Source organism: Kordia sp. E (assembly GCF_056033805.1).
On record NZ_JBRASR010000002.1, the window covers coordinates 1,334,248 to 1,360,764 of the forward strand.

Genomic DNA, 26,517 nt, shown 5'->3' on the forward strand with positions numbered 1-26,517 from the left:
GATAGCTTTGTAGTCTTAGGATGTCAATAAATTCTATATCTTGTAGTAAAAGTATTTGCTGTGTAGTTTTTTGATATAAAATTTGCTTGCATAGCAGTATATAAAAGATGAAAATTCCTTCCTTTAAAATACAAGTTATATTTCTGATCCTAACTTTTGTTGGTCTGTTTTTGTTGCCAAAAATAGCGCTTCAACTGTATCCATCTTCCAAGCTTCCATCGATTACAGTTAGTTATTTTTTAACCAACGCTACTCCGTATACATTAGAACGCGATGTTTCGTCAGTTTTAGAAGCTGGTTTTGCTAGGTTGGAAGGTGTAGAAGATATAATATCTAAAAGTGCTACAAACTACGGATTCATCACTTTAAATTTTGACAAGCATACCGATATTGATGTTGCCCGATTTGAAACAGCAACCATAATACGGCAATTGTACAAAAAGTTGCCACAACAAACTTCATATCCAACTATTCGAGTTAATACACCAAACGATGAACAGCAACGTGCTTTTGTAAGCTATAGTATCAACGCGTCACAAAGTACACAGGTGATTCATGAAGTAGTAAATTCACAATTGATTCCTACTATTGGAGCGATTAAAAATGTAGATCGAGTTCAATTATATGGAGCAACACCTTTGGAATATCGGATTACTTATGATAATGAGTTGCTTCAAGTACTGAAACTTTCTAAACAAGATTTGATTACAGCAATTCGGCAATTCTTTTCAAAAGAATCATTAGGAAGTGTATACTATCAAGAATCATTTGGGTCACTTATAATTAAGCCAAATGAAACGGTTGTAGATTGGCATATTCCTATTAGAAAAGTAAATGAAAAGATTATCTATTTGGATGAAGTAGCACGTATTCAATCAACTGCTCAAGAACGAAGAAATTATTACCGTGTCAATGGAAAAGACGCTATTACACTTGCCATATACGCTACAAAAAATGCAAATACCTTATCACTTGCAGAAGAAGTACAAACGAAGCTAAAAACACTGGAAAAACAATTGCCTGCTGATTATGAAATTCTAAAAACATACGACAGCACCAACTATTTACGAAAAGAACTTAGTAAAGTATACGAACGAACTTTGTACACAGTACTTATTTTGCTGGTTTTTATTTTGATAGTGAGTAGAAGTTTCAAATATTTGTTTGTGACATTACTTTCTATCGTGGCCAATATTAGCCTGGCATTTATACTATATTTTGCGTTTGGAATAGAATTGCAGTTGTATTCACTAGCTGGAATCACAATTTCGTTAGGACTCATCATTGACAATAGTATTGTGATGATCAATCATATTCGTTATCAGCATCATAAAAGTGTTTTTTTGCCTATTGTGGCTTCTACGTTAACAACAATTGGCGCTTTGTCAGTTATCTATTTTTTAGAAGATCAATACAAAACAAATTTGATTGATTTCGCATATGTAATCATTATCAATTTAGGTGTTTCTTTACTGATTGCCTTATTTTTAATTCCTGCATTGTTGGAAAAAATTAGACTATCTACAAAAGGTGAAAAACAACAAAAAACACTTTTATATAATAGCTTTTACGTGTTTTATCATAAAATGATTTTGGTTTTAATCCGGTTTAAAAAAACAGTCATTGTTATTATTATTTTACTTTTTGGGATTCCTTTTTTTATGTTACCACAACAGTTGGAAAGTAATGATACTTGGTATGAAAAAGCATATAATTCTTCCATTGGAAACGATTGGTATAAAGAAAATATGCGCCCGTATGTTGATCGTTATTTAGGCGGATCATTCCGATTGTTTTCTCAATATGTTTTTGATACTTCTTTTTATGAAGAAAATGAAGAAACGAAACTGTACATATCGGCAGCAATGGAAAAAGGTGCAACAGTACATCAAATGAATGAAGTGTTTTTAATGCTCGAGAATGAGTTGCAATCATATGCTGAATTGCAACAATTTACAAGCTATGTATATAATGCTGACAATGCGCAAATAGAAATTACATTTAAAGATGTTTATAAAGAAACTGACTTTCCGTTTATTTTGAAATCTCGAATCATTGCAAAGACAAAAAATTTCGGTGGAATTTCATGGAATATTTACGGTGTTGGTAATGGATTTAGAGCTGGAAATAGTAATACAGAACTCATAGATTTTTCCTTAAAAGGAAAAGGGTATAACTATGATATGTTGAATAGTTGGGCAGATACGCTTAAAATGATACTTGAAAAAAACACGCGAATTAAACATGTAGAAGTGCGTGAAAACAGTCGCAGAAATAAAAAACCATCGTATGAATATCGTTTTGTACTCAATAAAGAACAATTGGCACAAGCCAATGTAACACCTTTGCAAGTACTCTCAGGTCTTGAAGAGCTAACACTTTCCAAACGTCAAGATATGTATGTACATGTTGATGGAAAATACATGCCAATTCGATTTGTGTCTAAAACATCTAAAAGTGCGCAACGTTGGCATATAGAAAACACAATAGTTAATGCAGAAAATGTTCCAATACTGCTTAAAAATAGTGCAACAATTCATAAACAACGAGAAACAGAAAATATTTATAAAGAAAATCAAGAATATGTTCGGTTGGTTGAATTTCAATATGTTGGTGCTTCAAAATTTGGGTCACAATTAGTGTACGACAAACTAAGGGAAATTCAGAAAAAATTACCACTTGGTTATACATTTGATTTTTCTGATGAATCTTGGTATAACAACAAAAAAGACACAACCAATTATTTTTATTTGTTACTATTAATTATGGGGATTATTTACCTCATTTGTGCAGTATTATTTGAAAGTTTAACACAACCATTTATCATTTTAAGCATCATTCCAGTATCATTTATTGGTGTGTTTTTGACGTTCTATCTTTTTGACTTTAATTTTGATCAAGGAGGAATGGCAAGTTTTATACTTCTAAGTGGAATTACCGTAAATGCTTCTATTTTTATCGTAAATGGATTCAATGTCTTGAAAAAACAATTTCCAAACCGTGATCGTATCCGTTTATATATGGAAGCTTTTCAACAAAAAATAATTCCGATACTCTTTACTATAATATCTACTTTATTAGGGTTTATTCCGTTTGTAAAAGATGGGCAAAACGAGGTATTTTGGTTTGCATTAGGTATTGGAACTATTGGTGGCTTACTGTTTTCATTGCTTGGAATTCTATTGTATTTACCTGTTTTTACTTTGAAGAAAAGATGATTTATAAAGTTTATCATAATTAGTGGTACATATTTTGTTGAAAAAAATAAATGATCGAAATGAAAAAAATATTATTTATAAGCTTATTACTAATTCCATTTTTGACCTATAGTCAATCAAATCCATTTGATAAGTTGAAATATGATAAAGTCGTTGCATATGAATATCAAGGAAACGCAGGTTTATCAATTGAAAGATGTCTTGCCGAAGAAAAAGAGAAGATTCATAAAAAGAAAACACTTACTAAAAAACAAATTGATCAACTAGAAGTTATACTAACTTCTAAAGAAAGTTACGGAAATGTAACAATGGCTTGTTTTGATCCTCATTTAGGAATTGTTTATTATTTAAAAGGAAAAATTGTAGCAACAATTAGTGTGTGTTTATCATGTAATTCTTTGAGTTCTTCAGAAGATATTCCAGCAACAGAGTTAAAAATGATTAAAGTTTCAGATGATTATTCATATCCAGCAAATGGGTTTAGTAAAATAACACGTAAAAGATTATATAATTATATCAAGAACTTAGGGTTTACTAAATATTTAAAACCATTAAGATCGCATTTGGATGACTAAAACATTGCTTTTACAAAAGCACCAATGTCATTTTCCCTTGAATATAATTTTCTGGAATAAATCCGTATATGCGAGAATCTATAGAGTTATGACGATTATCGCCTAATGCAAAATAATAATTTTGTTTAAACGTATACGTTGATACATTTTGACTAGAAAGTACATGTCCTTCATTTTCAAAATCACGAATACAATGTTCGTACAACGCAATGTTTTCTTCCGTTAACGGAATTGTCATGCCTTTTTTAGGAATGATGATTGCACCATAATTATCAATAGTCCATTGATCTTTTTTAGAAGCTGGAAATATGGTTGCTGACTTGAAAATTTCACCATAAATAACTTTTTGTAATACAGCTTTTTGAGTCGCCGAAATTGTGTCAATCTCTTTATTAGAGTACATTTGAAAAAGCCCTTTATCATCAACATAACGATAACAAAAAAGTGAGAGTTCAGGTAATTTTTTAGCATTGATGCTAACTACAGAATTTTTAATTTTTAATGTATCGCCAGGCATTCCAATCAATCGTTTAATCAATAAAGTATTCTTCTTTTTTTCAACCGATTTGAACACAACGATATCATTTCTTTCTAAATTTTTAAATGCCTTTAATTTTCTGTATCTATTGTGTTTTACAGGAACATATGATGGATTTAAAAGTGGACCAATAACTGGAACATCTGCAAAATGTGCGGGAACTTTTGCACCGTATGTTAGTTTGTTGACCAAAACATAATTACCTGGAAACAAGGTTTTTTCCATAGAACTAGATGGAACATAATAAACATCAAAAATAAACGTACGTACAAATGTGATTAGAAATATAAATACAATGATGTTATATATGTATTTTATGATTTGATAAAATTCTAGAGGCATCTTCTTTTTTACAAAATTGCCTAAAATTGTCAACGAAACAGCATCCAATACAATAAGCAATAATAAAGAAGTCAATACAAGCGATGACCACACTAGAAATAGTAGAATGAACATACATCCTATGCAAAAAAATAGTAGTTTGTATGTTCTTTTTTTGAAACTCATAAAAAATGAATCATATTATTTTTGATAATCAGGACAGCCGTAACAGCGTTTCGCTTCCGAATCAAATTGATAGGTTAATGAAAGTTCATATACACCGCCAGTTCTTCCAATTTTAGACGTATTAAAATCATACGAAACCCCAAAACGAAAGTTGGTGTATTGCAAACCTGTAAACGCGTTGATAGAGGTTAGTAAATGACTATTTCCACTATTTTTAGAAGGGTTCGTCACTAAAGTCGCGCCTAAAAAGAAACGTCCGACTGACAGTGAAGTTCCCAAATCAAATCGATTAAAACGACCTTGATGCATATAATTTCCTGTAAGCATTAAGCGTGTTTCAAACGGTAAAAAACGGATATCGATAAAATCGGTTACTAAAAATTCATATCCAGCACTGATGGAAAAGAACGTTTCTAATGGAACATTTCCGCCAAGTGTCAATGAAATATTTGGTCTATTTAAATGTTTTGCCGAAACGCCAATCCAAGCTTGTTCAGTATTAAATAGTAATCCCGCAGAAATATCCCAAAAACCAATAGCACCATCATTTAATGATAACAAATCAATGGACGATGCACTAATTACGTTGGTTTGAATATTAATCTGATCTTCCAATAATAATCCTTGAAAGCCAAGATTTTTCCAGCCGCGTCCAACTTCTATTCCTGGCCTAAAATACCAATCGTCACTTAGTTGTACTTGGTAGGCATAATTTACATTAAACTGAGAAAAAACATATCCACTTTGGCTTTCACGTTGATTAAGAAAGCTAATTCCAACACCACTATTTGCTTCAGGAAACCATGTACTAGCAAATGCATAGTTTGTATCAATTCGTAAACCTAGTGCAGGCCATTGTGTTCTATGAATAATTCCAATGTGTGTTGTTTCTAAAAATCCTGCAAATCCAGGGTTTAAAGTTTGTGGCACTAAAAAGTATTGTGAAAATATAGGATCTTGTGCTTGCATTCTAGGAATGAAGCATAAACCAATAATAAAGAGGCATATTTTTAATTTCATAGTGCGATTATAGTATTAACGTAAGTGGTCCGTTTTCGCGAACGATAGATCCAAAAAATGTTTTTGCTGTAAATGTGTAGTAGTAGTTTCCGTTTTCTACAAGTTCACCTTTAACTTTTCCGTCCCAACCTTGCACATCATCGCCAGTTTCGGAATAAATTAAACTTCCCCAAGTATCATAAATATCTAACTGCATATTGTCTAATCCTATAAAAACAGGTCGGAAAAAATCGTTCAATCCATCGTCATTTGGTGTAAATGCTGTTGGCATAATAAGTTTGTAACCTTTCTCAATCAATAATGTAATTACTCTTTCATATACACAATCTCCCGGAAACGTTACAGTTTGAATCACTGTATACGAACCTGGCGAAGCATATGTGTGTAAAGGGTTTTCTTCGTTGGAAAAGTTTCCATCACCAAAATTCCATGAAACATTTGTAAAGTCGCCAGTAGTTGTATTGGTAAACTGAATTGGATCTAGTTGTGAATAAATACCGAACGTATCAAATGCAGTTGAAGACAGATTGAAATCTGGATTGCTCAACTCAGGAATATCAACTTCAAATGTATAATTGCTTACACAACCAAGTGCGTCCGTAGCTTCTAAAATAACCAAGCCATTTTGCATAGTTGTCATCATTTCATCATTAGCTCCCGTAACTATTCCATTAGACCAATTTAAATCATAAGGAGGAACACCACCAGAAACTTGTGCCGTAAAAGTCTGATTCACTGTAAAACTATTACAATTGGCAATGGTTTCTGTTTCTACTGCTATTTCAATTGGTGATGGACGTACTACAGTATATGTATCAATTATTTCACAACCATTATCATCTGTAACGGTTACTACATAATCACCAGGTGGAATATTATCTAAATCTTCGGTAGTTGCTCCATTTGACCAATTGATCATAAAAGGCGCAGTTCCACCAGTAATTAATAGGTTGATGGCTCCAGAATTTGGATCATCGCAATCCAATGCATTGGTAATATTAGATGAAAGCGAAAGTGCCGCAGGTTCTAAAATAATAAACGTTTCTGTGATGGTACAAGGAACAGCATCTACAATATTGATTGTATACGTTCCAGGACCTAAATTGTTTCGTTCTACACCAGCATTTGGATCGTCTGTCCAAGCAAAATCAATAGGATCTTGACCACCTTGAAAATTTAGCATAATACTACCATCATTCGCACCAAAACAAGAAATCTGTGTAACAACAGGGTTAATTGTAAAAATTGGTGGCGCCGGAATCGTTACAGTTACAGAAGCAGTACAATTATTAGAATCTGTTACGGTAATTGTATAATCACCAGCAGATAAATTTGTCTGACTCATTCCTTCCCCAAAATTGCTCCATTCAATTGTATAGGTTCCAGATCCGCCTGTAATATTTGTAATTGTAATAGAGGCATCATTATCGCCAAAACATAAAATATCCGTATTCGTTGTTGTGATTACAATTTCATCTGGCTGCGTTAGGATCACGCTTAATGTATCATCACAACCATTTGCATCTGTAACCGTTACGTTATATGTTCCTCCAGCTAATCCTGTTAAGTTTTGTGTTGTACTTGTAAAACCATTTGGACCTGTCCAAGCATACGTATATTCAAAAACACCTGGAGAAGTTTCGGTTGGTGTTCCACCTATTGTATTAATCTCAATAGTTCCAGAAGCATCTCCAAAACATTCTAAATTCATTTGATTTACTAAAGAAACTGATAATTCATTTGGTTCTGTAATGGTAAATGATTGTACAATTGGACCACAATTATTCGCATCAGAAACTGTTAATTCATACGTTGCAGCAGTTAAGTTTGATATATCTTCATTGGTAGAAAAGGGTGCACCATTTCGTGTCCAATTATAGGTGTAATTAGGTGTTCCACCACTAACGGAAATGGTTATTTCTCCATCATTTTCACCAAAACAACTAATTGGATTTTCAGTATCAACAGTTAAAATAAGTTCTGTTGGTGCTGTAATCGTATAGGTTTCAGAAAATGGACAACCGCCTTCATCTTGAACCATTAATGTATAATCGCCAGGCACAAGGTTTGAAATAGAAGTTGCATTAGACGTAAATCCTGCAGGTCCAGTCCAAGAAATAATATATGGTGCTCCAGTATTAAAAGGAACGCCGCCAGTAATGTTAGTTGTAATTTCTCCATCATCATCACCAAAACAGTCAATATTTGTAATGGTTACGTTTGCCGAAATAGCAGGATTTACCGTTACTACGACCGTAAATGGAGTTCCATCACAAGTTCCTGCGGTTGGTGTTACTGTATAGGTTACAATTGCAGGTAAAGTAGTTGTGTTTGTTAATGTTTGACTGATATTAGTTTGTGGAGTTGTTTCAGCAATTGCACCTGTAATACTTCCTGCTGGTGATATAGATGGAGCTGTCCAAGTATACATTGTATTCAATGGAACAATGTCACCGCTAGAAGTGTCAGGCGCAATTGTAAAACTATTTCCACTACAAATGGTTTCCGTAAAATTGCTAATATTTGGTGTTTCATTCACAATAATCTCAGCAGTATTTGACGTGATTTCGGTACAACCGCCAGAAGAAAATGTAATGATGCAATAGTAATAATTAGTTCCTATGGTAGAAACATTAGGAGTATATGAATTTGTTGTTTGCCCAGCAATTGCAGTTCCAGAAGTTGTATCATCAACCGTATTGGAATACCATTGATAGGTTGGCGTTCCAACACCATTTGTAAAACTAACCATAAGTGTGTTTACGGTATCGCCCAAACATATTTCTTGTGATTGTGGCTGCGAATTAATTAAAGGAGCAGGATTTACGTTTACTTCTGAAGTAGTACTTACTGCAGCACAACTATCACTTGCTGCTTGTGAAACTACACAGTAATAATATAACGTTCCTACTGTAGTTGTTGGCGGTGTAAATATAGCATTTGTAGCACCTGCAATTGCTGTTCCACCAGTATTGTTATTTACTGTATTACTAAACCATTGATATGAGAATGTTCCCAAACCACCAGAAGCTTGTACTTCTAAATTTTGAGGAATACTATTTTGACATAATGTTTGTGTTGCAATCGGTTGCACATCAATTACAGGAGTTGCTACAATTTCAATTTCTGCTACATCACTTACAACATTTGTACAACCGCTTCCTGCAAAGGATAATTCTACATAATAATAAAAATTTCCAGTTGCTGTAAATATTGGTGGTGTATAATTAGCAGTAGTTGCACCAGCAATTGCCGTTCCGCCTGTGTTACTATTTGTGGTATTGCTAAACCATTGATACGAAACGGTTCCAGTTCCATCTGTAAAACTAACCGTTAATGGAGCTGTAATCGTACTTCCTACACACAAACTTTGCATTAGTGTTGGTTGTGACGTTATGGTTGCGTTTGCAGTAACTATTACACTTGCAATTTGAGAATTGATTGTAGAACAACCACCTGTAGCAAACATTATTTCACAATAATAAAAAATCTCTCCAACAGTATCAGTTGGTGGAATATAGTTTGCGTTAGTTTCTCCGGCAATTGGTGTTCCGCCTATAATACTATTAGTTGTATTGCTATACCATTGATATTGTGGAGAAGCTCCCGAAGTTGCTACACTTAGTGTATTTGGCATTCCATTTTGACAAACCGTACTCGATTGTGGTTGTGTGTTAATTTCTGGAGCAGGATTTACCGTAATTGTAAAATTTACAGGCGTTCCATCACAATTTCCAATAGAAGGCGTTACGGTATATGTTACTGTTCCAGCAGTTGTAGCGGAAGTTGTAATAACTTGTGCGGGAATTGTAGCTGTGTTTCCAACAGATGTAAATCCACTAATTCCACCTGTTGCAGTAGCAGTCCAATTAAAAGTAGTTCCGGCAACGGATGACATTAAATTAATCGCATTTGTTGAGGTTCCTGAGCAAATTTCTTGTGTTAGATTTGTATTTGTAATTACGGGAACATCTTCAATAGTAAATGTTTCTGAAATTACACTTGAAACTCCACAATCATTGGTGACTTGAAGCGTAAATGTATATGTTCCTGGCGTTCCATAATCAATAGTTCCTGGTGATTGCATATTTGAAGTCGCTGGTGTAGCTCCAGGAAATTGCCAATCATATATTACTGAGCTAGCATTATCTGTACATGTTTCTATGGTTGCCGATGGTGTAATGGATGTTGTATTACATATTATACCAATGGGATCAATAGTAGCCGTTGGTGGCTGTTTTATAATTACTTGCTGTGAGTTTGTCGTTGTTCCACAAGAATTTGTGCCAGCTAGTTGAATTGTATAGGTTCCAGGTGTTACAAAATTAAATGAAGGATTTGTAGAAGTAGCATCGGTTCCGTTGGTAAAACTCCAAACCTCTGGTGTTGTTCCGCAGAAATCATCAGCATATGTCACTTGCCATTGATATTCTGGTGGTTCACAACTTGTAGATTCATCTGTAGTATTTGTTATTGAAATATCCAACGGAGTACAACCATTATTTGTGCTCAACGTAAACTGTGGATTTACAGGTGCTTCAATACAAATTGTTTGCGAGACTGTGTCTACTGCACACGTATTTCCAACCATTTGTGTAATTGTGTAATTTCCTGGCTGTGTAAAATTAACACATAAATTTTCAGAGCCAGAAACCCAAAGATTAGGATTGGGAGACCCAAAATCATTTCCTAAAGTTCCACTGCTTATAGTATATGTATTTGGTGTTATTTGCCAGGTAATGCTTGGGTTTGTATCACAATCATTATTGCTGCCATTAGTGGCATTTCCCATAGATAAATCTTCAAAACATACTTCTGTATTTGTACAAGAAGGTTCTGTAGGAAATGAAAAATCTGCTACTGGATCTGATGAAATTAGAATTGGTGCCACAGTTGCAGTAGATGTTGCACATAAATTGGAAGCGGATATGGTGGCAGAAAAAGAATTCATAAATCCACCACTATTCGTTCCGCAAGAAGTTATATTAAATTGATGCGTTATAGAGGATGGAGGCGGATGTGTTATAGTTGGTAAGGTAGTCCCATCACTAAAAACTATCGTGTAGGTTGTGGATGGCGGGTTATTTTCAAAACCTGTAATTTGAAACGTAAGTGAACCGCCTGCACAAATTGTTGTATTTCCGGGTGTATCAAACCCAATTCCAGGTGTAGAACCTAAAAATACGGTATATTCTTGTACCGTTGTACAACCATTATTTCCCACAATTGTATACGTAAGCGTATAAGTTCCTTGATTATAGTCATGTGTTAACAAATTCCAAGTAGTACCTGTAAATGGAGTACTTCCATCGCCCCAATCAATCGTATAATTAGTATTTAAGGTTGAAGCTGTTGAAGAAGCATTGGTAAACGTAAACGTAGCTGTGGGATCACCATTACAGATGCTAAATAAAAATTGTCCAGGTTCTGTTCCATCACCATTTATTGTTGGATCAGGACCTTCAGTAATATTAATCGAAACTGTTTGTCCAGTAACCATAGTACTTGTTCCAGTTTGATCTTGAACAGCTGTTAAAACGTATGTAATAGTTCCTGAAAAATTGGTATTTACATCTAAAGTTACACTATTGTCATTTCCGGCAGTACTAATGGTTGCAGGAACTCCGTTTCTTGTATACGTAAATGTATATGGAGCTGTTCCGGCTGAACCTGTAAACGTAATTACTGGAGAATCGTTGTATTGACAAACGTTTGTAATGTCTACACTAATGGTTGCGTTGGGCATCACTGCCGAATGCATGTTTTCAGAAACAAGTGACGAAGCATTATTTTGCTGTAACAAAAAGCAAAGAAAGAGTAATGCGAACAAGTATTTTTTGACCATAGATACACTATCTAATGTTGAACAATGTGTTTTATCAAATTATAAAACGTTAAAATTTTAACATATTAAAAGTACTTAATATCTTTTTATTGACGTAAGAAATGAGTTAAAAAAATAGGTAATAACTATTTTTAATATCAAAGTAAATTCTTTGAATTAGAATCTCCTTATGGATTTCCGTACTCCTTAAACTTTTATTATTTCTTAACATCTCTGTTTACTTTACGAAGTTAGCGCTTGATTCTACTTGGGGCAACAGTCATAAATGATGATTTTTTAGTAGTGGATTCTTAGGAGTATACAATTCAATCTTCTTTTACGACAATTCAACAGAAAGCAATATTATTTCCTCTGCAACTATTGCACTTTTGAACCATCAATCAAACTAACGAACTTTAAAAATCAATACATTATGACACCATCAGAAGTTTTTTCAATAGTCGGTAAACTTGCCATATCTATGTGGGTTTTAATGGTATTTCTACCAAAATGGAATGTCACGCGCTTCTTTATCGATTATAAAATTATTCCAATCATTTTATCAATTGTATACGTGATTTATATTATCCAAGCGATACAAATTGGAGGTATGATGGACTTTGGAAGTCTCAAATCTGTCATGGAATTATTTACTGAACAAAATGCTGTGCTAGCTGGTTGGGTTCACTATCTCGCTTTTGATTTGTTGATAGGAATGTGGATTCTCAACCAAAATCAAACTGTAAAAATTCACCATTTATTAATTATCCCATGCCTGTTTGCAACCTTTATGTTTGGACCTATAGGTTTTCTGCTTTTTACAATTATGAGAGCTATTAAACTTAAAAAAGCATAATTATGAGTTTCTTGAAAAATAGTATTCGTATCGTAAAAAAAGCAAGTCCAATATTGTTTACCATTGTCTTAATTCTTCTTGCTGGAGCAATTGTTTGTACTGGCGGATTATTGATAGATGAGAGAACACTTACAAACGTAAATGTTTGGGTAAAACCTTTAAAATTTTGTGTTTCAGGAGCTATTTACGTATTTACTGTTGGTTTTTTAATGACCAAATATCCGTATTCAACACGAAAGAAAAACATTTTAAATAATATCGTTTCGTGGACATTTTTATTAGAAATTGGAATTATTTTTTATCAAGCTTCACGTGGCGTTCAATCGCATTACAATCAAGAAACGTTGTTTGATGGATTGTTATTTGCTGCAATGGGAATTCTAATTGGAATCAGCGTATTGTTAATGATTTTGTTCGCTTTTGATACTGCTCGATTAAAAATGAAAGTAGTAAAACCAGTTCAAGTTGCCATATTTATGGGGTGGATTGTTGTTATTGTTGGAAGTTGGGTTGGTGGACAAATGATTAATCAATTGGGACACAATGTAGGAATTGCAGATGGAGGCGAAGGTTTGCCATTCGTAAATTGGAGTACAGTGGCTGGTGATTTACGGATTGCACATTTCTTCGGATTGCATGGTATTCAAATAATTCCGTTATTCGCATTGATACTATCTAGAAAATGGAAAACAGCTACTAAAAATCAAGTTATTGCAACTATTATCTTTGGGTTGTTATATGCCACTTGGATTACATATATGTATTATCAAGCTCAACAAGGAATACCATTAATTAGCATACATTAGATAAAAAAATAACAAATCAATTAGTGAGTTTATTAACGAATAGAAACTAAGAGAATTAAATTTAAACACAATGCTACTCAATAAAGAAAGACGTATAAAGTATATAGGATTCAATGATATTTGGTTTGTTGTAATTGCGATCATTGTACTCAGTTTTGTAACATACTATTTATTTAACAACTCACTTGTACAGTATACATTTTGGGAAGCAGTAATCAATTGGAGTATTTCATTATTCTTCTCTATTTTTCATTGGTTTGTAATGCGATTCAACTTTATTTTCTTGCGAAAGAAATTTCCAAATGTTGAAAATGTTGGCAAGCGCGCATTGTTTTTATTTCTTGCAATAATTGTTTCAGTTACATTAATAGATTTTATTGGAGGTACTTTTTTAGCGTATATGTTTAATGATAATTATTATTTCTCAGAACGTTACCGCGTATTATTGCCAATCATTATTATTAGTATTATGGTGATGGCGATTTATGAAGCAATTTACTTCTATCTTCAACTTAAAAAATCTATCAGAGAAGAAGAACAAGCTAAAAGAGTGATCATTTTAGCACAATTAGATGTGTTGCGAAATCAGGCACAACCACATTTTTTCTTCAATAGTTTAAATACGTTGCGTGATATTATTGATCAAAATTCAAAAGATGATGCGAAACAATTTGTAGATAAATTATCAGATGTATATCGATTCATTTTAGATGCTGGCGATGCAAATGTAATTCCCTTGCGGGATGAACTAAAGTTTGCACGTGCGTACATTCACATTCAATCAGAACGTTTTGGTGACAACTTAAAAATGAATTGGCAGCTACCCGAAACCGAATTAGATCATATGATAGTTCCGATGAGTTTGCAATTATTACTTGAAAATGCCATCAAACATAATGTAATCTCTCGATCAAAACCATTGACAATAAACGTTGAGATAAAAGAAGGTTATTTAGTTGTGAGCAATAAAATTCAGCCAAAATCAACACAATTGCCATCCACAAAACTAGGATTAATCAACATTGAAAAAAGGCACGCATTAATCTCAAGCAAATCTCCAAAAATTGGAAATCATACAAACGAATTTATTGTTTCACTACCATTACTAACATCTTCGGATTTAAAAGCATAACTATGAACGTATTAATTATTGAAGATGAATTTCGTGCAGTAAATCAATTGCAAAACACGCTTAAAAAATGTGCTTTTAAATATACTTTATTAGAAATAATTGATACGGTTGAAGATGCCGTTGATTGGTTTCAAAACAACCAAATGCCCGATTTGATATTTATGGACATTCAGCTCGCAGATGGTTTGAGCTTTGAAATCTTTCAAACTGTTGAGGTAGAAGCACCAATTATTTTTACCACAGCGTTTGATGAATATGCAATACAAGCATTTAAAGTAAATAGTGTCGATTATTTACTAAAACCAATTAAAGAAGAAGATTTGCAAAATGCATTGCAAAAATTCACCAAATCAAGCAAACCTGAAACTATTGAAGCTTCCGTTTTAAAACAATTATTGACAAGTATTCAAACGCAAACTGAAATCAAAAATGCTAAAAAACGTAATGGTTTATTGGTGAAAGAAGGAACTGGCTTTGTGCAAATTAAAATTACGGATGTATTGTATGTCTATTCTGAAGACAGCATTACCTTTGGTGTAACTGGTGGCAAACGTTACATTATTGATGAAACTATTGATCAATTATTCAATTCATTTGATCAGGATCAATTTTACAAAATCAATCGTGGGCAAATAGTAGCAAAAAGCGCGATTCAAAAAATAAATCCATACTTCAATCATCGTGTAAAACTTTCCGTTTCCCATGAACGCGATCAGGAATTCATTGTTAGCAGGCAAAAAACGAGCGACTTTAAAGCTTGGTTGAATCAGTAAACGAAACATTTCAATTATTGCGATGCCAAAAAAACTCAAATTGAGTTTGTAAAATAGCGTAATTAATTCTTTTCAAATGCTACATCAAGGGCACTTGAGGCGTATTCGAAATAGCCAAGTGACAAGCGAAGTTTAAAATTCAGAAGTTGGTCATCAAAAAACTCAAAATATATACATACTTTTACAAAAAAGTAAACGGTGAAACTTAGTAAAAAACAGCGTAATATTTTCATGGGAATTCTATTCCTAATTACTTTTGTGATGGTACTTCGCAAACCAACTGACTACTTCCCAGATTCTACAGGATATCTAAATATGATGATCAATCGTACGCCTGGATATCCAATCTTTTTAAAACTCATTCAATCCATTTTTGGGAGTAATTTTGATGTTGCTTTACGTTTCATACAAACGGCAATTGGTTGTTTTTCAGTATACTTTTTCATTCGAAAAATACAAAGTGTAAACTTGTTGAATAATTTTTACAGCTGTTGTTTTTCAGTAGCATTGTTATTTCCTTTTCTTTTAGATTTCCGCATTGGAAACAATGTATTATCAGAGGCAATTTCATACTCTTTATATCTCATTATAATAGGATATTTCATTGTCTTTTTCGTTACAAAAAATAAAAAAGAACTCTATTACGCATTACCAATATTAGGTGTATTACTAATTACACGTTATCAATTTGTATACTTAATTCCTGTAGCTTTTTTGATGATTTTCTGGATCAATTTCAAAGAAAAACAATGGAAAAATTATAGGTTAGTAATGTTGTTGTTCCTGTGTTTGCCATTTATAACTTCACTTGTAGATAGAACCTATCATAAAATAGTTCACAATCATTTTGTAAGTACTCCGTGGACGGGAATGAATATTATTACGGCTCCATTTTATGTGTCAGATGCTGAAGATGAAGCTATATTTGAAGATGAACAACACAAAGAATTCTTTCAAAACACCTATAAAGATTTAGTTAGAAAAAAACTAAACATCCATCATTTAGAAAGAAAAATTAATCAAAATAAAACGGAAGTGTATGTGCAAGAATTTGCTAGGATTGCCATGGGACCAATTTTCAAAAATGGAAATGCAGTTTTAGATCAATCGCTTTCTGAAGATGAAAAATACATTGCGTTAGAAAAGATGACAACAAGTATGTCGAAACCTTTAATTTTAGATAATTTCAAGGAATGGACTAAACTTTACATTGGGAACTTAGTTTATTATGGTTTTGGTGGCATCAAACAAATACTAATATATCTATTTATTCTACTGTGTAGTTTCATAGGTGTCTTAAAGTACAACACAAAAACGTATAAAATTCTACTATTAATAACAATACTTCTCATTAGTAATTTAGCATTAGTAGCTATTGGAATGCACGCAATTACACGATTTACATTTTATAATGATTGGGTTCTCTTTTTAACCATTTTTATTTTATTAAATTCGCTTAACAAAAAATTATATGAGTCCTGAATTATCAATCGTGATGCCATGTCTTAATGAAGCGGAAACATTAGGAATCTGTATAAAAAAAGCGCAATCTTTCTTTGAAAAACACAAAGTTAATGGAGAAGTTGTGGTTGCCGATAATGGAAGTACAGATGGTTCGCAAGCAATTGCCAAAAAACTAAATGCCAGAGTTGTTCCAGTACTAGAAAAAGGATATGGAAGTGCATTGCGTGGCGGCATCAATGCGGCTTTGGGAACATATGTAATTATGGGCGATGCAGACGATAGTTACGATTTTGAAGCATTGGAGCCATTTCTTGAAAAACTACGCGAAGGAAACGATTTAGTAATGGGAAATCGTTTTAAAGGTGGCGTTAAAAAAGGAGCGATGCCTTTTCTACATAAATACTTAGGGAATCCAGTATTGTCGTTTATTGGGCGACTTTTTTTCAATATAAAAATTGGTGATTTTCATTGTGGTTTACGCGGCTTTTCTAAAGAAGCGTTTGCTAAAATGAACTTGAACACCACTGGAATGGAATTTGCTTCCGAAATGATTGTAAAATCAAAATTAAATGGACTTTCTATTGCGGAAGTTCCAACGATATTGCATCCAGATGGACGTACACGTCCGCCACATTTAAATACATGGCGCGATGGTTGGCGACATTTACGTTTCCTATTATTATACAGTCCAAGATGGTTATTTTTATATCCAGCATTCCTTATGATTATTGTTGGAATGGTATTATCAACAATCTTAATTATTCAGCCAATTACCTTTGCAGGAATCGTCTTTGATGTACATACATTATTATACACGGCAAGTTCGGTTGTGGTAGGTTTTCAATTCTTAGCTTTCTATGCATTGACGAAAATCTTTGCGGTAGAAAATGGATTATTGCCCAAAAGTGATCGTTATGATAATTTGTTCAAATACTTCAATTTAGAAAAAGGACTTATTGCAGGATTTCTAATTCTTATATTAGGAGTTTACTTAAGTGTTGATGGATTATTAGCTTGGAAAGCAACAAGTTTCAGTGATTTAAAACCTACGGAAACCTTACGAACGATAGTTCCAGCTGTTTTTACTGTAATGTTAGGATTGCAAATAGTACTCTTTAGTTTCTTCTTTAGTATTTTGGGTTTAAAGCGAAATATTAAGTCTAAAGTATAGCCTTTTCATGTAGTATTTTTTTAATATGAATTAAAATGTATTTATGAAAGGACCATTCAATATTCATAAAAAAAATCAAAAGGTTTATCTATCAACAGGAATATATAAAATAGTATGATTAAAATTCGATTACTAAAACCCTAAACGAATTCTGAAATTATAGTTTTGAAAAATAAAAGTAAAAAAAGTGTTTTACCTGTAAGGAAACATAATTTTTTACGACATATTTATTCCCTTTTTTCACTTCACTAGAATTTAGTTTGTAAGATTATAGTATAATTACTACTTATTTAATAGTATTTTCACTATTAAATAGCGAGATGGTTCTTTATTTTTTCGCGCTTATTTCATAAAAAAATCACAAAATTTCAAAAGTTATTTCTTACAAATGTAATTATTTAAAATATTCAAAAAAAGACGCTTTTTGCATGAAAATCAATACTTTTTGATTGTTTTTTGTTCTTTTCACTCAATATTTGAAATCGATTATTTTTTTAAAAAATTAACTAATACTTCAAATATTGGCATTATTGCTAAAATAAATGTAGGATTTTCTTGTTATTGTTAGTAATATAGTATGAACAAAAACTAATACTAATTCGTATGGCGGAGTTGCTAGAAAAAGATTCGATAATTTCAGATATCAATGAAAAGATTAACACGGTAAAGATTTTACTTTATAAAGAAGCTCCACATATTTTAGAAAAAATAGACTTTGATGCTGATGAAACTTTCTGTAGTCCATTACTATTTTCATTCTTTCGACATAAAGTAATTAAAACATTTACGGACGAAGAAGAAAAAGCATTACTAGAAGAATTTATGCAAGGGTATTATGTTGAAAAACAAACGCCAAAATTAAATCATCTATACAATGATGAAGGAATTGCGTATGTGCCAACAATAGGATATTTCAAAAAAGGAGAAGACAAACCTTTTGCACCAACAGTTAAAGTAAAAGATTCTTCGGTGAAAATTTTAAGATGCCCAACGCCATTCTTAAAAGTAATCTTGGAAACTCCAGTAGAAGATCAATTATGGGATGAAAAATTATATACAGATCGTATTGATCAACTCAACAATGCAATGGATTTAATTCGTAAGCATGTACCAGATCAATATAAACTCATCGATCAATGTTGTGAATATATTTATCTGTTCAAAACTGATCCAAACAATTCAAATTCGTTTGCAAGTGGAAATGCACTTGGCTTAGCCTTTTTTAATGTGTATCAAGAAGGTTATAACGAAATATTTTTTATAGATGATATAGCACATCAAACAGGGCATGTTATTATGAATAATTTGATGTTTAAAAAAGAAACATTTTACAAAATAGATGCTTCACAATCTGTAGAAGAAATTTTAGGAAGTCCAGATCATAGAACAGTGAATATTTTAATTCATGCACTATATACATACTATACAACATTCTACTGTTTAGATGAATGTATTGATGGAAATGCTTTTGAAGGAAATCACTACAAAGAAGCATTGGCAAGAATTGCATTTTACCAACGAAAATGCAATATCGATTTACAGATATTAGACATAGTAATAAAGCATTATGATGGAATGGAAAACATGTTGACCCAAAAAGGATTAGATGTTGTCAATTCTATCAGAAATAAATTTCACGGAATCAATAAAAAATGGGGAAGTATAATTGATACGTATGACTTCTCTAATCAAGAATACAACTTTAATTTCAAGCTATTTTTAGACTTGAATTCTTAACATATATAAATCAAGCTATTGATTTGAAAAACATTTGTGCGCACAAATAGGCGAAAACTGAAAAGCCTTAATAGAGTAAGTAAAACAACCTTTAAATTATTTTAATTATGAGTAAATTATCATTCGCAGAGTTAGCAAAAAAAGCAGATTCAATAGTATCTGAAGATTTATTAAACACTATCGCAGGTGGTATCGCTAGACCATTCAATGAGTGCCATACAGATAACTGTCACTTACATTCAGCAACAGCTTCACCAGCTAGTCCATTAGATACTAGAAGTAGTAACTAAAATATTTTAGTTAACTAATAAATAAACAATGTTAAGCAGAGATTTACAACATACTTAGGGATGTACAATCTCTGCTTATCTCTTTTACAAAATTATTGTTCTTAATGCGTAAAAAATAAGATATGCTCAACACATTAATTCCAAAAAAACAGAATGAACTTGCTGATGTTATTAGAATATTAATCTATAAAGAAGATGCTTCTATTTTGACAAAATTGAATTTAGAAGATGATCAAATTTTTATAGAACCATTATTAATGGCATATTTTAATAGAGCGCAAACGGGAAAGGTTTTTCCTGATGGAATGTTGCTTGAGTTAATGCAAGGATATCTTACCGAAAAAAAACAACTCAATGTAGACACTGTTTGCAATAGTGAAGGAATTGGATACATACCAACAATTGGTTACGTCAAAAAAGGAGAAACAACACCATTTGAAAATTTACACTTTATTCCAGATACAACAATTGAAGTAGTAAAATATAGAGTACCATTACTAAGAAACATTTTAGGGATTGTTTCTATGAATGATCCTATAAAGGATGAAGAATTGATCATGAATGAAGCTTTATTTAATCAAAATATAGCATCATTAACAAATGCTGTAACACAATTAAAAAACAGCATTCCTGAATATTTTTCGTTGATTCAAATGTGTTTAAAAAAATGTGTGCTTTATCAATTAAAAGATAGATTTAGCAGGTCATTTGCTTCTATAAATGCCAATGGATGTGCATTTCTTACCATTTCTGGTGGAAAAGAAAAAGAAGATGAAATATATTTTATAAATGAATTGGGCAATCTTACCGGAAAAATAATGCACACGTCGTTATTTCACAATCAACAAGAAATGTTCAAAGTTGATCATCGTACTCGAACGTCTGAAATTATAGAAGGTGAAGAAGATCGTAGAAATATATACACACTTTTTAATAACTTATTTATGAATGTATCTGCAATGATATGTTTAGAAAGTTGTGTAAAATCTACCACATTTACGGATGTGCAACAACGCGATGCAAAAGCTAGATTGGCGTTATATCTAAAAAAGTATGAAGTAGATATCAAAAAAATGGAAGCGATGATAACACATTTTGGTGGATTAGAATCTGTATTTGCTGAAGATGGAGTGAAAATTTATAACTTCATGACAACGAATGCAAAAACCATTAAAAACACATACTCAGAAGTATTATCAGAATTCGATTTTACAGGTTTTTTCTATCGAATGGAATATTCAGACTTTTTGATGAGAAATTCGTAAATTCTGCTCAAAAGACCCAATTATAAATACATGAAAAAAATACAAACCTACATATACTTTGCAACACTATTATTGCTCACTATCAGTTGTAATACACAAAAAGAAAGCGAAAAAGAAGTAACACCTACTTACATGGAACATATAGGTGATACACCATTTGATGCAAAGTTAGATGATGTAAATTTCAAGTTTTGCGATACCACAAATGTATTGCATCATCGAGGGCGAATATCATATACAGGTGGCACGCCAGCAATGGAAAAAGAATTGATAGAAATCTATAAAAAGCAATCTGAATTTGAATCTTTTACAGGGTATTTCTTTGTTCGTTTCGCAGTTAATTGTGAAAATAAATCTGGTCGATTTCGTTGGCAAATTGTAGATGAAAATTTTAAGGAAACGACATGCTCATCTGCTTTAGAAAAAGAAGTTATTGCTAAAGTAAAAAGTTTAGAATATTGGAATCATCCTATATACAAAGGCGAAAGTCATGATGGATATACGTTCCTGATTATAAAAGTTAAAAACGGAAACATAGTACCATCATGAAAAAAATAACATTTATCATATTCTTATGTTTTTCGGCTTTTGTATACAGTCAAGGAAATTGTTTACTATATCCAGAAGGTAGCAATGAGCGCAAAGCTTGTGAACTTGCCTATAAAGGAAAAGAATTAAAACAAGGAAGCAAAGCGTCGCAATTAATGTTTGATTCTATTATAAAACTAAATCCAAATTATGCTTGGGCATATATGGAAAAATCGGTTCCGTACTTTAAAAGAGGATTTATACTAGAAGGTTTACAATTGCTCGACAAAGCTGTTGAGTTAGAACCCAGATTTCATTTAACGTATCGTGCATATTGGCATTTTCAAAATAGAAATTACAAACGATGTATTGAAGACTTAGAACGCTATTACAAATTGCCAAATGCTTTTATTTATGAGCTGAGTCCTGGCGGTGATAAAGACATGCGAATTTTGCTTGGTATGGCATATGCAAAACTTGGAAAGCTTGAAAAAGGAATTGAAACGCTTGAAAACTGTCTTAAAAGTTACAAACGAGAAGATGATTTTGGGTTAACAGACTATCACGTATTAGGAATGCTATATGTGAAAAATAAGCAATATGAAAAAGCATTAAAAGCTTTTGAAAACCAGCTAAAAATCACAGAAGATTTTCCAGATACATACTATTATATTGGATTAGCAAACAAAGCACTTAACAAACCTGAAGAAGCTAAAATTCAGTTTGAAAAAGCAAAAGAAAAATTCGTAGATAGTTATCACATTCGTAACGGATACTTATGCTATAAAGTTTACTATTTGGACGTTATCAAAGAAATTGAAGCGCTTTCGGGTAAATCGTAATTTTAGATACTAAAACTCCAATCGAACCATAAAATTTGGCGTTCTTCCTAATGAAATCTTATCAATAGTACGCAATTGAAATTCGGCATTCTGTGTATTCAGAATTACGCGGTAGTTTCTATTTAAAATATTTTTTTGATTGTAGATATTCAACAACGAAAAGCCTAAAGTAGCTTTGATGTCTTTCTTTTGTAAAGGTTTAAATTCATACGTTGCCGAAAAATCCAAACGATGATACGGATTCAAGCGTTCGCCATTGAGTTCACCATATTCAATCGTAATAGTATCAGCAGTATCGCCTTCCAAACCATTGGCAAGTGTATACGGACGCGAAGTTCGGTAACGCCAACCAAGCGACAACTCTAAATTGTCAAATTTTGCAGATTGAATCAACGTTACATAATGACGAATATCAAAATTTCCTGAGAATGCTTCTGTATTGTTTAAATTATCAAATTCAAATTCATTTTGGGTTAGAGCATAACTCACTAAACTTGAAAAATTATGATACCGTTTTTTAACCAATACATCCAATCCAGTAATCGTACTTTTTCCAATAGAAAGTGAACGTGTATCTATGTCAAAACCTCTAGTAAGTGATGTTAAATTGTTGATTTTTTTAAAATATGCTTCAACATCAATATTCCAATTATTTTTTTGAAAATTACCGCCAAGACTCACCTGTTCACTTCGCAATACTGGAATATCTTTGTCGTTTGCCGAAACCCAAACCTGATTTTCTAAACCAAAATTCTGTGTTTCAAACTCTATAATCTGACTAATAAATTGATGTTGTCGTTCTGCTGAAAACGATATATTAAATTGTTTAGTAAACTTCTTAGAAATATAAATTCTTGGTTCAAAAAAGAATTCATTTATGGTTGTAGCATAGTTTCCACGAATTCCTGTTTGAATACTCCAATTATTAAATTTGAAACGATGTTCGCCAAAAATTGCATGTATGGTATTCTTAGAGTTTTCAGAAGTAATTAAAAAATCGGGATCAAAAATCACATCAGATTGCTTTCCAATTGTATAATCTAATTCATTGACAGATAGTTCGTAACCGCCAGTAAAACGATGTTTTTTATTTAAGGTATAATTTGCTTGAAAATGTGCGCCTATGTCAGACACAGCGTTTTTCTTTACGGTTTCATAATCAAACAAGTTAGAAAGCAATTCTTGTCCTTTATACTCAAAATCGTAATGGGAAGCTGTTACATTTACTTCTGTGCTCAGTTTTTTACTCCAATCATTTTCCCACGAAATACCAATTCCACTATTATTAATAAATAAATCGTCTTTTGTTCGTTGATTAATTTCATCAAACTTTGATTCAAAATCGAGTTCGTTTTTAGAAAAAATAGAACTTACCGTAAGCGCGCTATTTTCGTTGAGTTTGGCAATTACTTTTGCTGTGAAATCTATAAAATAAAATGTATTATTCGTTTGAGAAAGTACATCATTAAAAGTTCCGTTCGTATCTGTAATCTTCGTGTTTTGAAAAATTTGCTCTGAAAACTCATCAAAAGTAACTGTTTCAAAAAGGTCCGAATAGGAACGTCGTAAAGATGTAATTACTGCAACATTATCGTTGATTGGTAATTTTACAAAAGCATCAGCATAAATCATATTTGCGCCCAATCCAATTGTCGTTTTTGCTGGAATTTTAGAAGATGATTCAATATCAATTACACCTGATAAATGATTCCCATAACGTGCAGAAGCAGCATTTTTATAAATTTTTACATTCTCAATTAAGTACGGATTAAAGGAAGAAATCATCCCAAAAAAATGATCGTATTGATACATTTTAATATTGTCCCAAAGAATCAAATTCTGATCAGGCGTTCCACCTCTAATATTTAATCCTGTCGAGGTTTCATCGGGACTTTGTATGCCAGGAATTAATTGAATACTCTGTAAAACATCAGGTTCAACAAAACCAGGAAAAGTTTGAAAATCTTTTGGAATTGCTTCAATAGCGCCATCTATATTTTTGGTAAATCCAGTAGTTAGGTAGTTGGAAATAATAACTTTGTCTAAATCGATTGGCTCTTTTTTAACGATCTTATTTTTGGAACGTGACTTCTTTAAAATATAGGTTTTTGCCGAAAGTTTTTTAAAATACAAACTTGTTTGCTGTGTAATTAACTCAAAAATTTTAGAAAGCTCAACAGTTGTATTTGGGATAAAAACTGTTTTTCCTTTAACAATTTTAGAATTATAAGAAATACTAATATTGAACTTTTTTTCAATATCAGAAAGTACAGTTTCAAGCGGAGAATTTTCAGTAGAACTTGTTTTGTGTTCTTGTGAATGCACTACATGCAAGCATAAAAGAAAAATATATACCAAATATGCTTTTTTCATCTACTTTTTCGAGAGCGTAACGGTGTTATCTTTTTGTGTGTAATCAATATTCATGGCTTCAAAAACTGTTTGTAATGCCAATTTGAGATTCGTATTTGAAAAACGCCCAGTAAATTGTTCATCTTCATACATTTCTGAGTTTTCTATGGTAATTTGATAATGATTTTCTAAAGCATCAATAACTTGTAAAAAAGGCGTATTTGAAAATGTATGCGTTCCAGAAATCCAGAATGTTGTAGCAGGATCAAAACTCGAATCAGTTACAGTGTCTTCATAAGTTTGAACTGCTTTTCCTTTTGTCAAAATACGTTCTACTTTTTGATCATTTGTCACTTTCACTTTCCCAGAATAGCAATGAACTTCAAAGAAATCTTCGTTGGTGTCAACGTTAAATTCGGTTCCTAAAACTTCTATAGTTCCTTCATTTGTAATCACTTTAAACGATGAACCTTTCGTTACTTTAAAATAAGCTTCTCCATCTAAATGAAGTATTCGTTCATTTTCAAAATTGGATTTATCGTAATCTAGCGTTGATTTTGAATTTAATGTTACTTCTGAACCGTCAGGAAGTGTAACTGCGAACTGTTGTCCAAAATCTGTTGTAATTAATTTTGTTGAATTATTCAGGAAAAAGTACAATCCAAAAAGCAGTACCAATGAAGCTGCAACTCCAGAATACACATAGCGTAGATTAAGTTTTCGGACTTTGGGCTGTGGGGCAATTTTTTGTTTAATTTTTGACAAAACAGCATTTTCATCATACGCAGGATCTCGTAGTTTCTCCGTTGCGTTGATAATCTTTGTATAGGCTTTGAAATCTTCAGTTTGCTCAAAAGCGAACTTTTCTTCAGGAGTTAAGTCTCCACTAAGCCATTTTGCGATATCCGTTTCGTTATTTTCTTCAGTATTCATGACGTCTCACTTATATTATAGACAACTAACTTTTTATTTACCCTACCTTTTAGATATTATCAATTTCTACACGTAATTTTTTTAATGCATTCCGCATTCGCTTTTCAACTGCTTTTTGTGAAATATCTAAAAAAACGGCAATCTCAGCATATGTTTTCTTATCAATTCTATTCAATAAAAAAACTTCACGTTGTTTTTCTGATAAATTGGCAATTGCATTCTCTAATTTTTGCATGAACTCTTTCTCTTCCAATACAAATTCTGGATCTTCAATAGTAACTTCAGAAGTTGGAATTTTTTCATGCTCTAATACTACTTTCTGATGTTTTACAACATTTAAAAAAGCATTATTGGCAACTCTTTTTAAAAAGAATAATGCATTTGCAAACGGAACTTTTTTACAATTATTCCAGAGCTTTATATAAGCTTCCTGAACCAAGTCTTCAGCTAAGTTTGCATCACCACATTTATAAAAAATATAGTTACGCAAGGTTCTTGAATGAAGCTTAAAGAGCGCATCAAAATTTTTGGACTCACAAATTGACTTTTCGGGTTTCAATATGTTGAAGTTTATTAGATAAATTCGTTGATTTCAAATGTATGTAAAAATTTATTAACATTTAACTTGTTGTAAAACAGTTTTTTGTGATGTTTTTGAAAAAAATATTTTCACAAAGGTAGGGTAG

At 32.2% G+C, this 26,517-nt stretch carries 19 protein-coding genes; 13 read left to right on the top strand and 6 right to left on the bottom strand.

Annotated features, from left to right (window positions below):
* The first annotated feature begins 107 nt into the window (after positions 1 to 107).
* Both ACUUYC_RS08990 and ACUUYC_RS08995 read left to right on the top strand, forming a co-directional pair.
* Entirely contained in the window at positions 108 to 3,218 is a 3,111-nt protein-coding gene (locus ACUUYC_RS08990; RefSeq protein ID WP_474265374.1) for an efflux RND transporter permease subunit, read from the top strand.
* A gap of 59 nt (positions 3,219 to 3,277) precedes the next feature.
* Positions 3,278 to 3,793 carry a hypothetical protein gene (locus ACUUYC_RS08995; protein ID WP_474265375.1) on the top strand — a complete coding sequence of 172 codons (516 nt, stop codon included), beginning with the start codon at positions 3,278 to 3,280 and terminating at the stop codon, positions 3,791 to 3,793.
* 10 nt (positions 3,794 to 3,803) lie between these two features.
* Here the strand turns inward: ACUUYC_RS08995 and lepB are convergent, their stop codons facing one another.
* The 3 genes from lepB to ACUUYC_RS09010 all read right to left on the bottom strand — a co-directional run bounded on the left by lepB (position 3,804) and on the right by ACUUYC_RS09010 (position 11,703).
* Positions 3,804 to 4,787 (bottom strand): signal peptidase I, encoded by a 984-nt coding sequence (gene lepB, locus ACUUYC_RS09000; protein ID WP_474265376.1) that lies wholly within the window; start codon positions 4,785 to 4,787, stop codon positions 3,804 to 3,806.
* Positions 4,788 to 4,853: 66 nt separating this feature from the next.
* Positions 4,854 to 5,858 (bottom strand): PorP/SprF family type IX secretion system membrane protein, encoded by a 1,005-nt coding sequence (locus ACUUYC_RS09005; protein ID WP_474265377.1) that lies wholly within the window; start codon positions 5,856 to 5,858, stop codon positions 4,854 to 4,856.
* A 7-nt stretch (positions 5,859 to 5,865) separates the two neighbouring features.
* Positions 5,866 to 11,703 (bottom strand): PKD domain-containing protein, encoded by a 5,838-nt coding sequence (locus tag ACUUYC_RS09010; protein ID WP_474265378.1) that lies wholly within the window; start codon positions 11,701 to 11,703, stop codon positions 5,866 to 5,868.
* 412 nt (positions 11,704 to 12,115) lie between these two features.
* Here ACUUYC_RS09010 and ACUUYC_RS09015 point away from each other — a divergent pair, with 412 nt between their 5' ends.
* The 11 genes from ACUUYC_RS09015 (at position 12,116) to ACUUYC_RS09065 (ending at position 22,546) form a co-directional block, all read left to right on the top strand.
* Positions 12,116 to 12,538 (top strand): ABA4-like family protein, encoded by a 423-nt coding sequence (locus ACUUYC_RS09015; RefSeq protein ID WP_474265379.1) that lies wholly within the window; start codon positions 12,116 to 12,118, stop codon positions 12,536 to 12,538.
* A 2-nt stretch (positions 12,539 to 12,540) separates the two neighbouring features.
* The gene (locus tag ACUUYC_RS09020; RefSeq protein WP_474265380.1) at positions 12,541 to 13,344 is read left to right on the top strand and encodes a hypothetical protein; all 804 of its coding nucleotides are present in this window, start codon (positions 12,541 to 12,543) and stop codon (positions 13,342 to 13,344) included.
* Between the two features lie 70 nt (positions 13,345 to 13,414).
* Entirely contained in the window at positions 13,415 to 14,476 is a 1,062-nt protein-coding gene (locus tag ACUUYC_RS09025; RefSeq protein WP_474265381.1) for a sensor histidine kinase, read from the top strand.
* Between the two features lie 2 nt (positions 14,477 to 14,478).
* Complete coding sequence (locus ACUUYC_RS09030; RefSeq protein ID WP_474265382.1) at positions 14,479 to 15,249, top strand: LytR/AlgR family response regulator transcription factor; 771 nt, start codon at positions 14,479 to 14,481, stop codon at positions 15,247 to 15,249.
* A 198-nt stretch (positions 15,250 to 15,447) separates the two neighbouring features.
* Positions 15,448 to 16,731, top strand: a complete 1,284-nt coding sequence (locus ACUUYC_RS09035) for a glycosyltransferase family protein (RefSeq protein ID WP_474265383.1) — start codon at positions 15,448 to 15,450, stop codon at positions 16,729 to 16,731.
* Positions 16,721 to 17,884, top strand: coding sequence for a glycosyltransferase family 2 protein (locus ACUUYC_RS09040; protein WP_474265384.1), 1,164 nt, complete (start codon positions 16,721 to 16,723; stop codon positions 17,882 to 17,884). Before ACUUYC_RS09035 ends, ACUUYC_RS09040 begins: the two co-directional genes overlap by 11 nt.
* 603 nt (positions 17,885 to 18,487) lie before the next feature.
* On the top strand, positions 18,488 to 19,621 hold the full coding sequence (locus ACUUYC_RS09045; protein WP_474265385.1) for a hypothetical protein: 1,134 nt from the start codon (positions 18,488 to 18,490) through the stop codon (positions 19,619 to 19,621).
* A gap of 107 nt (positions 19,622 to 19,728) precedes the next feature.
* Positions 19,729 to 19,911, top strand: a complete 183-nt coding sequence (locus ACUUYC_RS09050; protein WP_474265386.1) for a hypothetical protein — start codon at positions 19,729 to 19,731, stop codon at positions 19,909 to 19,911.
* Between the two features lie 122 nt (positions 19,912 to 20,033).
* Positions 20,034 to 21,176: a hypothetical protein gene (locus tag ACUUYC_RS09055; RefSeq protein ID WP_474265387.1), complete on the top strand. Its 1,143-nt coding sequence runs from the start codon at positions 20,034 to 20,036 to the stop codon at positions 21,174 to 21,176.
* Positions 21,177 to 21,206: 30 nt separating this feature from the next.
* Positions 21,207 to 21,725, top strand: coding sequence for a hypothetical protein (locus ACUUYC_RS09060; protein ID WP_474265388.1), 519 nt, complete (start codon positions 21,207 to 21,209; stop codon positions 21,723 to 21,725).
* Positions 21,722 to 22,546 (top strand): tetratricopeptide repeat protein, encoded by an 825-nt coding sequence (locus ACUUYC_RS09065; RefSeq protein WP_474265389.1) that lies wholly within the window; start codon positions 21,722 to 21,724, stop codon positions 22,544 to 22,546. The genes ACUUYC_RS09060 and ACUUYC_RS09065 overlap by 4 nt, the downstream gene beginning before the upstream one ends.
* 9 nt (positions 22,547 to 22,555) lie before the next feature.
* Here the strand turns inward: ACUUYC_RS09065 and ACUUYC_RS09070 are convergent, their stop codons facing one another.
* The 3 genes from ACUUYC_RS09070 to ACUUYC_RS09080 are packed head-to-tail and all read right to left on the bottom strand — an operon-like array spanning position 22,556 to position 26,390.
* The gene (locus tag ACUUYC_RS09070) at positions 22,556 to 24,919 is read right to left on the bottom strand and encodes a TonB-dependent receptor plug domain-containing protein (RefSeq protein ID WP_474265391.1); all 2,364 of its coding nucleotides are present in this window, start codon (positions 24,917 to 24,919) and stop codon (positions 22,556 to 22,558) included.
* The gene (locus tag ACUUYC_RS09075) at positions 24,920 to 25,831 is read right to left on the bottom strand and encodes a FecR family protein (RefSeq protein WP_474265392.1); all 912 of its coding nucleotides are present in this window, start codon (positions 25,829 to 25,831) and stop codon (positions 24,920 to 24,922) included.
* 49 nt (positions 25,832 to 25,880) lie between these two features.
* The gene (locus tag ACUUYC_RS09080; RefSeq protein ID WP_474265393.1) at positions 25,881 to 26,390 is read right to left on the bottom strand and encodes an RNA polymerase sigma factor; all 510 of its coding nucleotides are present in this window, start codon (positions 26,388 to 26,390) and stop codon (positions 25,881 to 25,883) included.
* Positions 26,391 to 26,517 lie beyond the last annotated feature (127 nt).